This window comes from Streptomyces sp. NPDC048389, assembly GCF_040706335.1.
Lineage (GTDB): Bacteria > Actinomycetota > Actinomycetes > Streptomycetales > Streptomycetaceae > Streptomyces.
This window is the reverse complement of sequence record NZ_JBEZKP010000001.1, coordinates 29,368-41,624: the sequence shown is the minus strand read 5'-3', so window position 1 is coordinate 41,624 and position 12,257 is coordinate 29,368. Positions and strand designations below refer to the sequence as shown.

Here is a 12,257-nt window from a genome sequence, read left to right as displayed (position 1 = left end):
GTCCCAGGTTGCCGGGCCGAGGGGGAGGAGCCCCCGGTCCGGGAAAGGGCGGGTGGGGGAACGGCCCGCCGCAGGCGCCACGGCTCCCGCCGCGCCACCGTGCCGTCACCCTCAGTGCGACAGGACCGGCAGGCCCGGCGCCCCCGTCGGCAGCATGTGCTTAGCCGCCAGCACCGGCACCGCCGTGTCCCCGGCCAGCACGACCTGGGTGATCAGCACCGCCGGCGTGTCCGCCGCCCGGCCGAGCTGTTCACCGCGCCGGCGCCCCAGTAGCGTCGCGCTCACGCTGCTGCGCGCGGACAGCGTGAGACCACGGGACGCTGCCGTGAGCACCGACAGCATGGACACGGCCGGCCCCGCCGCCCGCAGCCCCGCGGCGAAGGCCGGGTGTGCCGCGGCCAGCGTCCCCTCCGGGGCGGCCCACTCGTGACTGAGCGCCGCAGGACCGTCGCCCTCCATCAGCGACTCCCAGAACCGCAGCTCCGCGCCGGCCGGTGCGAGCAGGTGCTGGGTGGTGAAGTCGGTCGGTTCCTCCACGGTCCGCAGCAGTGGCCGCACCGATAGCGGCGCCCCTTGGGACAGCACTTCCTCCAGCGGCTGGATACGCTCGTAACCACGCCTGCGCACCCGGTCGTTGACCGTGCGCCCGACCCCGCGCCGCACCGACAGCAGCCCGTCCTCCTGGAGCAGGAGCAGTGCCTCGCGCAGCGCGGGCCGGCTGACGCCGAGTTCCGTGGCGAGCCGTGGCTCCGACGGGAGTGTGGAGCCCGGCGGGTAGACGCCTTCGCGGATGGCGTCCGCGATCCGCTCGTACAGGACGACGACCGGTCTGCGCTGCTGCCGGTTGACTGCCACGGGCCCTCCTCGGATCACCTGGCGGCAAGCTATGCGAGTGCGCACGCCGCTGGCAAAGCGAGCCCGTCCCGATCTTGTCTGACAAGCCGGGGAGAATTCCCGTTGGATCTTCGCCGGTAATCTGATGCCATGTCCGAAACAGCGTCCGCCGGCGGCCCTGACGGCCTCGGCGGCACCCGCCGCACTTACCTGGTCACCGGTGAGCGCGTCGCCCTGCGCCACTGCGCATACGACGACGTCGCCGAATTCACCGCGTCCGCCCGGCGCAGCACCGCGCACCACCGGCCCTGGCTCTTCCCGCCGCTCACCGAGGACGACTACGCGGCCTATGCCGAGCGCCTCATCGAGGACCCTGCCCGCGCCGGGTTTCTCGTCTGCGAGCGGCCCACCGGCAGGATCGCCGGATACGTCAACGTCAACAACATCGTCCATGGAGCGTTCCTCAGCGGTGCCGTCGGTTACGGCGCTTTCGCGCACGCGCTCGGCCGCGGCCTGATGGGCGAGGGCCTTCGGCTGCTGGTCTCGTACGCCTTCTCGAGCGGCGGCGGACTCGGCCTGCACCGGCTGGAGGCCAACATCCAGCCGGGCAACACGGCCTCGGCCGGGCTCGTACGGGCCGTCGGTTTCCGCCTCGAGGGCTACTCGCCCGACTTCCTGTACATCGACGGCGCCTGGCGCGACCACCAGCGCTGGGCGATCACCCGGGAGATGGCGGACCGCGCCCGCCGGAGGCGCTACGGCGTGTTGCGAAAGTAGCGTCGTCCGCCCGCCGGGCCGGGCGGGACTTTTGGAACACGCCCCAGCCGCGCGCCCTCAGCGCCCCCGTCAGCGGTTGGCCCGCGGCCGGCTCTCCAGCAGGCTGCCCATCCACTCCTCGATGCCGTCCACCGTGCGCGGCAGCGCCCCCGACATCAGCCGTGCGCCGTCCGCCGTGACGACCAGGTCGTCCTCGATGCGCACGCCGATGCCGCGCAGCTCCGGCGGGAGGGTCTCGTCGTCCGGCTGGAGGTACAGGCCCGGTTCCACCGTCAGGACCTGGCCCTCCTCCAGGACACCGTCCAGGTAGGTCTCCGCCCGCGCCTTCGCGCAGTCGTGCACGTCCAGGCCCAGCATGTGCCCGCTGCTGCACAGGGTGTAGCGCCGGTGCAGGTCGCCCTCCGCGTGCTTGAGGACGCCCCACTCCGCCAGGCCCTCCGCGATCACCCGCATCCCGGCCCGGTGGAAGTCCCGGAAACTGGCTCCCGGGCGCAGCGCCGCCATGCCCGCCTCCTGGCCGGCCAGGACCAGTTCGTAGACCTGCCGCTGGACGGAGGAGAAGCGCCCCGACAACGGGAGGGTGCGGGTGATGTCGGCCGTGTAGAGGGTGTCCGTCTCCACGCCCGCGTCCAGGAGCAGCAGTTCGTCCCCGTTCAGTCGGCCGTCGTTGCGGATCCAGTGCAGGACGCAGGCGTGTGCGCCCGACGCGGCGATCGTCTCGTACCCGGTGCCGTTGCCCTCGGCCCGCGCGCGCAGGCCGAAGACCCCCTCGATCCACCGCTCCCCGCGCGGGTGCGCCAGGGCGCGCGGCAGGGCCCGTACGACGTCCTCGAAGCCCGCCGTGGTGTGGTCGACCGCGAGCTCGAGCTGGCGCACCTCCCACGCGTCCTTGACCAGGCGCAACTCCGAGAGCACCATGGCGAGTTCGGTGTCGGAGTCCGCGTCCCGCCCAGCCGGTGTTCCGAGTCCGTCCAGATGCGCGCAGCGGATGCCGGTGAGGCGTTCAGCTTCAGCCAGTTCGGGCCTGCGGCCCACCCAGAACTCACCGTACCGGCGGTCCCGGTAGAACTCCTCGTTCCCGTCCGCCCGTGGTGAGCGCGGCCGCAGGTACAGCACCGGCTCATGGGCGTGCGGGCCCGACGGCTCCATGACCAGGACGTGGCCCGCCTGGTCCTCGCCCGTCAGACCCGTCAGCCAGGCGTACGCGCTGTGCGGGCGGAAGCGGTGGTCGCAGTCGTTGGAGCGGACCTTCAGCTCGCCGGCCCTGATGATCAGCCGCTCGCCCGGGAAGCGTGCCGAGAGCCGGGCGCGGCGGGCAGGGGTGACGGCAGCGGCGGGGTCGAGCGGGGAGCCGGGCTGCGCGGAGGCGGGCAGTGGGGAGGCGGCCCAGTGTGCCGCCATGAAACGGGACAACTCCGGGGATACGGGAAAGTCGTGGCTGCCCGTATGGGGGCGGGAGGTGGTGTCGGTCACGGGGCTCCCTCAAGAAGATGAGAACTGATGGGTGCACAGGTCTTGGCAGTGCCATTTCACATTACTATGTTACAGCTCACCGCGCTCGTTGATCCCTGTCAAAACCCCCGTGGAACAGGGCAGTTCACGCATTCACGCACCACCCCCACCACCTCGCCTCTCCACCAGGAGTCCCCGGTGTCCAAGCACAGATCTGTGCGCACGCCCCTTCTCGCCTCCGCCATCGCTGTGACGCTCCTCGCCTCCGCCGGCGCGGCCACCACGCAGGCCGCCGAATCCGCGCCTTTGGCCCCCGCCTCGACCGCGGCCCCGGCCACCTTCACCGGCGCCCGGACCTCCGGCCCCCTGGGCAATCCGTTCGACGAGGTCGACCGCGTCGCCGCCCCGCGCGACAGCACCCCGGCGCCCGCCCCGGCCCCCGGCGGGCAGGACCTCGCCGGGCAGGTCCCGGGCACGACGACGGCCGCCCCCGTGCCCGCCGAACACACCGAGAAGAGCCGTAGCCCGGCCCGGGCCGCCCCCACCGCGCGGAGCGTCGCCGACGGCGTGCCCTGCACCCTCGACGGCATCAAGAACCTCACCCCGGAACAGTTCGCCGACTTCCTCGGCGACCGGGCCGTCCTCGCCGACGGCTGTCTGCGCGGTCTCATCTGGACCTGGGACGCCCGCCTGATACCCGTCATGTCCGACGACCACGTCCAGGCCGTCTCGCGCCGGATATCCGGCCTGGCCGCCGCCCACGACGGCCGGAACTCCTCCCACCTGGAGGAGATGTTCACCTACCTGCACGCGGTCGCCTACCACGACCACTCGCGGACCGAGATCGACATCACCGACGCCCCGACCGTGAACGCGATGCGCCGGGCCATCGCCGACTTCGGCAACGCCGCCCGCACCTTCGACGTCACCAAGGCCAACGCCAACACCCTGCGCGAGGCCCTCTACGCCGGCAGCGCCCCGGGCCTGCGCCAGCACCAGCTCGGCCTCATCCAGAAGGTCCTGGCCACCATGGGCCCGGCTCATCCGGCCACGCACCACGACACCGCCTGGGCGGGCGCCGCGCTGGCCGCCCTCTCCGTCAACTACCTGGGCACCTACCCGGGCAACCAGGACGCCGCCTTCCATGCCGCGGTGACCGCCGACGCCTCGTACCGCGCCACCTTCAAAGCCTTCGGGGGCCACACCCACCTCAAGGGCACGGCCAACTCCTGGGTGGCGCGCGACGCGCTGGGCGAGTACGGCCGGTTCGGGCAGATCGCGCCCCTGCGCGAGCCGGTCGTCGCGGACCTCGGGGCCCTGCTGGAGCCCGTCAGGTCCGCCTTCGGCAACGGCAGCGAGCAGTGGGCCAAGATCGTCTCCTGGCTCAACTTCTACGAGGCATGCAAGCCGTACGGGGTGTGCAAGGAGGACATCGAGAAGCAGATCTTCCCCCACACCCACACCTACGACAACGGCGCCATCAAGGTCCGCACCGGCCTCGACCGGGCCACCGTCGACCAGCTCTACTACGCCGCCAAGCAGGTCAAGTCGCAGTTCCACCGCGTGCTCGGCACCGACCAGCCGCTCGCGGACGACCCGAACTCCACGCTCAGCATCGTGCTCTACGGCTCCCGCGCCGACTACGAGACCTACCACCCGATCCTGACGGGCTACGGCACCGACAACGGCGGCATCTACATCGAGCGGGGCGCCACCTTCTACACCTACCAGCGCCGCGTCCCGCAGGACTCCTCCCTCACCCTCGAGGAGCTCTTCCGCCACGAGTACACGCACTACCTGAACGGCCGCTACGCCGTCCCGGGCTTCTTCGGCGAAGGGCCCTGGTACGAGGGCGACCGTACGACCGCCATGGACGAGGGCACGGCCGAGTTCTTCGACGGCGCCACCCGGGACGACGGCATCGCCGTCCGCAAGTCCCTGGTCAAGAGCATCATCAACGACACGGCCGGGGGCGGCCCCCGCATGAGCGTCGAACAGGTGCTGAACGCCACCTACGACGGAGACGGCTTCCGTTTCTACAGCTACGCCGGCACCTTCTTCGAGTTCCTGTGGACCGAGCAGCCCGCTGCGCTCCGCGAGATGTACACCCATCTGCGGGGCGACGACGTGGCGGCGTACGACGCCTGGCGCCACCGGATGGGCGCGGACACCTACCTCCAGCGCGACTACGACCGCTTCCTGGACGCGCAGATCGCCAAGGTCGACGATCTCTTCGTACCGAACACCTCCTTCACCCCCAACGACCAGCTGCGCGACGCGGCGCTCGAGTCGGTGAAGGCGTCCTTCGCCAAGGCCACCTACAACACCCCGGAGTGCGTGGAGAACGGCGACCCCGGCATGCGCCGCTTCACCTGCACCGGCAACATCACCGCGAACCTGAGGAACTGGCGCAGCGACGACCAGAACTTCAAGGACATGTCCGAGACCGTCGACTACTTCATCCTCGACCGGGCGGGCGCGGTCTCCAACAACCTCGCCGACATGAACTGCTCCTTCGGGCCCATGGCGATCTGGGACAACAAGGCGGCGGGCACGTCGAGTTACAGCTGCGAGGGACCGCTCCGCAGCTGATCCGCTCGGGACCGGTCCCGCCGGCCGGCGGCCGCGGGGCCGGTCTGGGCAGCCACTGAAGAATGTGACATATTACTATCGTGCTCAAGAGACACTCCCTGGACGCCGTCATCATCGGCGCCGGCGTCGTCGGAGCGGCCTGTGCCTACTACGCGGCCCGCGCCGGACTCTCGGTCGCCGTGGTCGACCGCGGCCCCGTCGCGGGCGGCACCACCGGCGCCGGTGAAGGCAACCTCCTCCTCTCCGACAAGGAGGCCGGGCCGGAACTCGACCTCGCGCTCCTCTCCACCCGGCTCTGGCGCGAACTCGCCGCCGTCCTCCCCGAGGAGGTCGAGTACGAGGCCAAGGGCGGTCTGGTCGTCGCCCCGGACGAGACCACCGTGAACGCGCTACGAAGCTTCGCGGCCGGCCAGCGCGCCACCGGGGTCGACGCCGTGGAGGTCGGGGCCGGGGACCTCCACGACCTGGAACCCCACCTGGCCCCCGGCCTGGCGGGGGGTTTCCACTACCCGCAGGACGCCCAGGTCCAGCCCGCCCAGGCGGCGGCCCGGCTGCTGGCCGCCTCGGGGGCCGAGCTCTACCTGGGCGAGGAGGTGACGGGGCTCGTGCGCTCCGGCGAGGCGGTACGCGGGGTCCGTACCCCGCGCCGTGAACTCCTCGCCCCGGGCGTGGTGAACGCGACCGGCACCTGGGGCGGCCGCATCGCCGCTCTCGCCGGGGTCACCCTCCCCGTCCTCCCGCGCCGCGGCTTCGTCCTGGTGACCGAGCCGCTGCCCAGGCTGGTCCGGCACAAGGTCTACGCCGCCGACTACATCGCGGACGTGGCCAGCGAATCGGCGGCCCTCCAGTCCTCGGCCGTGGTCGAAGGCACTCCCTCCGGCCCGGTCCTCGTCGGCGCCACCCGCGAACGGGTCGGCTTCGACCGCTCCCTCTCCACCGAGGCCCTGCGCCGCCTGGCCGCCCAGGCGGCGGCCCTCTTCCCGGTCCTGGCCGGCATCCGCGTCCTGCGGACCTACCACGGCTTCCGCCCGTACCTCCCCGACCACCTCCCGGCGATCGGTCCGGACCCCCGCCGCCCGGGCCTGCTGCACGCCTGCGGCCACGAGGGGGCGGGCATCGGCCTGGCCCCGGCCACGGGATGCCTGATCGCGGCGGCCCTGACGGGCGCCGAACCGCCGTTGGACGGTGGGCCGTTCCGGCCGGACCGCTTCGACGAGTCCGGCCCCCATCGCCGACACCCCTGAGGAGCACCCCCGATGCGCAGTCCCCGCTCACTGGTCGGCGGCACCCCGGACGCGACGTACACCATCACCTTCGACGGCCGTGACCTTCCCGCCCAGGCGGGCCGGTCCATCGCCGCGACCCTCTGGTCCGCCGGCATCCTCGCCTGGCGGACCACCCGCGAGACCGGCGCCCCGCGCGGCGCGTTCTGCGGGATCGGCAGCTGCTACGACTGCCTCGTCACCGTCAACGGCCGCCCGAACCAGCGCGCCTGCCTGGTCCCGGCCCAACCGGGGGACACCGTCACCACCCAGGAGGGAACCGGCCATGCCGACCTCGCCGTCTGACCCGACCGGGCTCACCGACCTCGCCGTCGTCGGCGCGGGTCCGGCCGGCCTGGCCGCCGCCGTCACTGCCGCCGACCTCGGCCTGAACGTCACCGTCCTGGACGCCGCCGAGCGTCCCGGCGGCCAGTACTACCGCCACCCCGCACCCGCCCTCGGCGCCACCCGCCCCGAGGCGCTGCACCACGACTGGGCCGTCTTCGCGACCCGCGAAGCGGCCCTTTGGGCGCACGAGTCCGAGGGACGGATCACGTACCTCCCCAACCACCACGTCTGGACGGTGGTCCCGAGTACGACGGCGGCGACAGCGAGCACCGCGACCACCCCCACCGCCTGGACCCTGCACGCCGTCGCCGGCCACGCTCCCACCGAGCGCGCCGCAGGCGTCACCGCCCGGGCGGTCCTCATCGCCACCGGCGCCCACGAGCGCCAACTGCCCTTCCCCGGCTGGACCCTTCCCGGGGTCGTCGGCGCCGGCGGGGCACAGGCCATGCTCAAGGGCGGGCTCGTGCTGCCGGGCAAGCGGGTGGTCGTCGCCGGGAGCGGGCCGCTACTGCTCGCCGTCGCAGGGTCGCTCGCGGCCGCCGGAGCCGCCGTGCCCGCCGTCGTGGAGGGCGCGGCGTACACCGCGTACGCCACCAGCCTTCCCGCCCTGCTGCGCAACCCGGGCAAAATCACCGAGGGCGCCGCCTACGGCAGTGCCCTGCTGCGCCACCACGTCCGCCTCCTCACCCGGCACGCCGTCATCGAGGCCCACGGCACCGACCGGGTCGAGGCCGTCACCGTGGCCCGGCTCGATCGCGACTGGCGTCCGCTGCCCGGCACCGCCCGCCGGATCCCCTGCGACGCCCTCGCCGTCGGCCACGGACTCGTGCCCCAGCTGGAACTCGCCACCGGCCTCGGCTGTGCCACCCGCCGCAGCCCGGACGGCACCGTCGCCCTGGACCTGGACGCCGCACAGCGCACCTCCGTCCCGGGCATCTGGTCCGCCGGGGAGACCGGCGGGATCGGCGGAGCCCGGCTGGCCACGGTGGAAGGCGAACTGGCCGCGCACTCCATCGCGGGCGTGCTGCACGGGCCCCCGGGGCCGCTGACCGAAGCCCGCGCCGGGTCAGGGCAGGACGCCTCGCGCGGTGGCCGCGTCGCCCGGCTCGTCCGCAGTCGCGCCCGGCTGCGCGCCTTCGCCGACGCGATGGCCGCCGCCCACCGGCCCGGTTCGGGCTGGACCGGCTGGCTGCGGGACGACACCGTCGTCTGCCGCTGCGAGGAGGCCCCGGCCGGCCGGATCCGCGAGGCCGTCCTCGACCTCGGCGCGGGGGACGCCCGTACGGTCAAGCTCCTCACCCGGGCCGGCATGGGCTGGTGCCAGGGGCGGATGTGCGGCCCCGCCGTCACCGCCCTCGCCGGGGAGTCCTCTCCGTCTCCGACTCCCGACACGGCGCCGGACCGGCGGCCGCTGTCCTGCCCGGTGCCGCTGCGGCATCTCGCCGAACTGCCGCCCGCCGAGCACTGACCGGAGGGACGCCGGCTCTTGTGGCCATGGCGTCCACACTTGTAAAATGTCACACACCACAAAAGGGAGTCGCCTCATGCCCCACGCGCCCACCCCAGCGCCCCGCAAGGACACCCGTACCCGCCCCTGGCACGGGATCATGGTCGCCACCGTGCTCCCCCTGCGCGAGGATCTCGGCGTCGACCACGACGCGTACGCCGAGCACGTGGCCTGGCTGATCGCCAACGGCTGTGACGGCGTGGTCCCCAACGGCTCCCTCGGGGAGTACCAGACCCTCACCGACGACGAACGGGCGCGCGTGGTGCGTACCGCCGTCGAGGCCGCCGGCGACGGCGGTCGCGTCATGGCCGGCGTCGCCGCCTACGGCAGCGCCGAAGCCCGTCGCTGGGCCGACCAGGCCGCCGAGTCCGGCGCCGGCTCCGTCCTGCTCCTGCCCCCCAACGCCTACCGCGCCGACGAGGACGCCGTACGCGCCCACTACGCCGAAGTCGCCCGCGCCGGGCTGCCGGTCGTCGCGTACAACAACCCCATCGACACCAAGGTGGACCTGACCCCGGACCTGCTCGCCCGGCTGCACGCCGACGGCTCCATCGTCGCCGTCAAGGAATTCAGCGGGGACGTGCGCCGCGGGTACGAGATCGCCGAACTCGCCCCGGGGCTCGACCTCCTCATCGGTGCCGACGACGTCCTCCTCGAACTCGCCCTCGCCGGCGCGGTCGGCTGGATCGCGGGCTACCCCAACGCCCTGCCGAACTCGTGCGCCGCCCTCTACCGAGCCGCCGTCTCGGGTGACCTCGCCACCGCTCTGCCCCTCTACAAGTCCCTGCACCCCCTGCTCCGCTGGGACTCCAAGACCGTCTTCGTCCAGGCCGTCAAGCTCTCCATGGACCTGGCGGGCCGCCCCGGCGGCTCCACCCGCCCGCCGCGCTTCCCGCTCACCGGGGAGAGCGAGGCCGCCGTCCGTGCCGCCACCGAGAAGGCCCTGGCCGAGGGCCTCGACTAGGGCGCGCTGCGAAGGCGGCGCCGTCCGCCCGCAGTGCGGGCCAGGCGCGACTCCCGCGACACGCCCTGGTGCCGGGAGGGGCGCCAGGGATGTCCGGGTGGTCCTCGCGGCCCGCGGCGCCTGGCACGGCACCCCGCCGCACCGCGTCCGCCGCGCTCACCTCGTCTCGACTCCTCTTCGGGGAGTCTGGAGGCCGAGCTGTCGAAGCGCGCGAGTACGGCCAGGGCAAACGCGCTTCTCCGCCTCGCGGTACGCCGCGCCTGGCGGCGCGGGCCGAGCCGCGGACATCACCCGGGCAGCCACCAGGCCCTGCCCGGAACCGACCCACCAGTCAGAGGGGGATCCGATGCGCACGCGCCACGTCTACCACTCGGTGGACTCGCACACCGAGGGCATGCCGACCCGGGTGATCACCGGCGGAGTCGGGACGATCCCCGGTGCCACCATGGCCGAGAAGCGGCTCCACTTCATCGAGCACACGGACCACGTCCGGACCCTGCTCATGTACGAGCCGCGCGGCCACTCCGCGATGAGCGGCGCCATCCTGCAGCCGCCCACCCGCCCCGACGCCGACTTCGGCGTCCTCTACATCGAGGTGTCCGGCCTGCTGCCCATGTGCGGGCACGGGACCATCGGGGTCGCCACCGTCCTGGTCGAGACCGGCATGGTGCCGGTCGTCGAGCCGGTCACCACCGTCCGGCTCGACACCCCGGCCGGGCTGGTCTCCGTCGACGTCCGGGTCGAGGACGGTGCGGCCACCGCCGTCACCCTCACCAACGTCCCCTCCTTCTGCGCCGGGCTCGACCTGCAAGCCGACGTCCCCGGCTTCGGCACGGTCACCTACGACCTCGCCTACGGCGGCAACTTCTACGCCTTCGTCGAACTCGACGCCCTCGGCCTCCCCTTCGACCGCGCCTGCAAGGACGACCTGCTCGCCGCCGGGCTCGCGGTCATGGAGGCCGTCAACGCGGGCGCCGACCGGCCCGTCCACCCCGAGAACCCCTCCATCGCCGGGGTCAAGCACGTCTACCTCGCGGCCCCCGGCTCCGACGCCCGCCGCTCCCGGCACGCCATGGCCATCCATCCCGGCTGGTTCGACCGCTCGCCCTGCGGTACGGGCACCAGCGCCCGCATGGCCCAGCTGCACGCCCGCGGACTCCTCTGCCTCGGCGCGGACTTCGTCAACGAATCCTTCATCGGAACCGAGTTCACCGGCCGGCTCATCGGGACGACCACCGTCGGCGGGCGCCCGGCGGTGGTTCCCACCGTGACCGGGCGGGCGTGGATCACCGGCACCGCCCAGTACTTCCTCGACCCGACCGATCCCTTCCCCGGAGGGTTCCTGCTATGACGTCAATGAACCCGGTGAGATCGGTGCGGACCACCGACTACCACACCGCCGGCGAGCCGTTCCGGATCGTCGACACGGCCGCCGAACGGCTCCCGCCGGTGCCCGGTGGCACCGCCGCCGAGCGCTGCACCACGGTCATCGGCCCGGGGGGCTCGGGGACGGCTCCGCGCCAAGGCGCACTGGACGACGTACGGCGCCTCCTCGTGCAGGAGCCGCGCGGGCACACCGGGATGTACGGCGGGTTCGTCGTTCCGGCCGACGACGACGGGGCCCACTTCGGCGTGGTCTTCTGGCACAAGGACGGCTACTCCACCACCTGCGGACACGGCACCATGGCGCTCGGCGTCTGGGCCGTGGACACCGGCCGGGTCGCCGCCCCGGACGACGGGGACGCGCACGTGCGCATCGACGTCCCCTCCGGACGGGTCACCGCCACCGTGCACCGCGGCGGGGGCCGCACCACCGGTGTCACCTTCCGCAACGTCCCGGCCCGGGTGGGCGCCCGCAAGGTCCCCGTCGCCACCTCCCTCGGGCTCGCCGAGGTGGACATCGCCCACGCAGGGGCCTGTTACGCCTCCGTCTCCGCCCGCGACCTCGGTTTGGACGTCTCGCGGGCCGCGCTGCCCGCCCTGGTCCGCGCCGCGCAGGAGATCCGGGCCGCGGTGGCCACCCACCCGGCCACCTGGCATCCCGGCGGTCCGCTGCTCTCGGGCGTGTACGGGGTGATCCTCCACCAGGAACTGCCCGACACCCCCGTGGGACCGCACCAGCGCAATGTCACCGTCTTCGCCGACGGCCAGGTCGACCGCTCGCCCTGCGGCTCCGGCACCTCGGCCCGGCTCGCGCTGCTCGCGGAGGACGGGCGACTCGCTCCGGGCGAGGACCTGCTGCACGAGTCGCTCACGGGCACGGTGTTCACCGGCCGCATCCTGGAGGGCGCGGTCACCGAGGTCACCGGCACCGCCTACCGCACCGGCGAACACACCTTCCTCGTCGACCCGCACGATTCCGTCGGCGTCGGGTTCTCGCTCGGAGGGCTGTGACGGGTACTTTGCAGCCGGCAGCCGGCAGCCGGCAGCCGGACGCCAAAGCGCCCTGAGCCGCCTGCTCCCGGCGCGCGGCCGCTGCCCGCTCCTCGGCCGACCTTGGCAGTGCCGCTGACCCCGGCCG

General features: G+C 73.2%; 10 protein-coding genes. 8 read left to right on the top strand and 2 right to left on the bottom strand.

Annotated features, from left to right (window positions below; genetic code table 11):
* Window positions 1-111: 111 nt before the first annotated feature.
* The gene (locus AB0903_RS00180) at window positions 112-855 is read right to left on the bottom strand and encodes a GntR family transcriptional regulator (RefSeq protein ID WP_366697364.1); all 744 of its coding nucleotides are present in this window, start codon (window positions 853-855) and stop codon (window positions 112-114) included.
* 129 nt (window positions 856-984) lie between these two features.
* On the opposite strand from AB0903_RS00180, the gene AB0903_RS00175 reads away from it, so the two are divergent.
* Window positions 985-1,611, top strand: a complete 627-nt coding sequence (locus AB0903_RS00175) for a GNAT family protein (RefSeq protein WP_366697362.1) — start codon at window positions 985-987, stop codon at window positions 1,609-1,611.
* A 69-nt stretch (window positions 1,612-1,680) separates the two neighbouring features.
* On the opposite strand, the gene AB0903_RS00170 is transcribed toward AB0903_RS00175, so the two are convergent.
* The gene (locus tag AB0903_RS00170; RefSeq protein ID WP_366697360.1) at window positions 1,681-3,084 is read right to left on the bottom strand and encodes an aminopeptidase P family protein; all 1,404 of its coding nucleotides are present in this window, start codon (window positions 3,082-3,084) and stop codon (window positions 1,681-1,683) included.
* Between the two features lie 177 nt (window positions 3,085-3,261).
* Between AB0903_RS00170 and AB0903_RS00165 the strand changes: the two genes are divergently transcribed.
* The 7 genes from AB0903_RS00165 (at window position 3,262) to AB0903_RS00135 (ending at window position 12,130) form a co-directional block, all read left to right on the top strand.
* Window positions 3,262-5,655, top strand: coding sequence for a collagenase (locus AB0903_RS00165; protein ID WP_366697358.1), 2,394 nt, complete (start codon window positions 3,262-3,264; stop codon window positions 5,653-5,655).
* Window positions 5,656-5,735: 80 nt separating this feature from the next.
* Entirely contained in the window at window positions 5,736-6,899 is a 1,164-nt protein-coding gene (locus AB0903_RS00160) for an FAD-binding oxidoreductase (protein WP_366697356.1), read from the top strand.
* Between the two features lie 12 nt (window positions 6,900-6,911).
* Entirely contained in the window at window positions 6,912-7,223 is a 312-nt protein-coding gene (locus AB0903_RS00155) for a (2Fe-2S)-binding protein (RefSeq protein WP_366697354.1), read from the top strand.
* Window positions 7,204-8,733 carry an FAD-dependent oxidoreductase gene (locus tag AB0903_RS00150; RefSeq protein ID WP_366697352.1) on the top strand — a complete coding sequence of 510 codons (1,530 nt, stop codon included), beginning with the start codon at window positions 7,204-7,206 and terminating at the stop codon, window positions 8,731-8,733. The genes AB0903_RS00155 and AB0903_RS00150 overlap by 20 nt, the downstream gene beginning before the upstream one ends.
* 76 nt (window positions 8,734-8,809) lie before the next feature.
* A complete protein-coding gene (locus AB0903_RS00145; RefSeq protein WP_366697350.1) occupies window positions 8,810-9,736 on the top strand; it encodes a dihydrodipicolinate synthase family protein in 927 nt (308 codons plus the stop codon).
* 346 nt (window positions 9,737-10,082) lie between these two features.
* Window positions 10,083-11,087: a proline racemase family protein gene (locus tag AB0903_RS00140; RefSeq protein WP_366697348.1), complete on the top strand. Its 1,005-nt coding sequence runs from the start codon at window positions 10,083-10,085 to the stop codon at window positions 11,085-11,087.
* Window positions 11,088-11,092: 5 nt separating this feature from the next.
* A complete protein-coding gene (locus AB0903_RS00135) occupies window positions 11,093-12,130 on the top strand; it encodes a proline racemase family protein (RefSeq protein WP_366697346.1) in 1,038 nt (345 codons plus the stop codon).
* Window positions 12,131-12,257: the final 127 nt, after the last annotated feature.

What these genes read in the sequence shown, in the direction of transcription:
- AB0903_RS00150 (WP_366697352.1), top strand. Translation starts at nt 7,204, where the DNA reads ATGCCGACCTCGCCGTCTGACCCGACCGGGCTCACCGACCTCGCCGTC.
- AB0903_RS00140 (WP_366697348.1), top strand. Translation starts at nt 10,083, where the DNA reads ATGCGCACGCGCCACGTCTACCACTCGGTGGACTCGCACACCGAGGGC.
- AB0903_RS00155 (WP_366697354.1), top strand. Translation starts at nt 6,912, where the DNA reads ATGCGCAGTCCCCGCTCACTGGTCGGCGGCACCCCGGACGCGACGTAC.
- AB0903_RS00175 (WP_366697362.1), top strand. Translation starts at nt 985, where the DNA reads ATGTCCGAAACAGCGTCCGCCGGCGGCCCTGACGGCCTCGGCGGCACC.
- AB0903_RS00145 (WP_366697350.1), top strand. Translation starts at nt 8,810, where the DNA reads ATGCCCCACGCGCCCACCCCAGCGCCCCGCAAGGACACCCGTACCCGC.
- AB0903_RS00135 (WP_366697346.1), top strand. Translation starts at nt 11,093, where the DNA reads ATGAACCCGGTGAGATCGGTGCGGACCACCGACTACCACACCGCCGGC.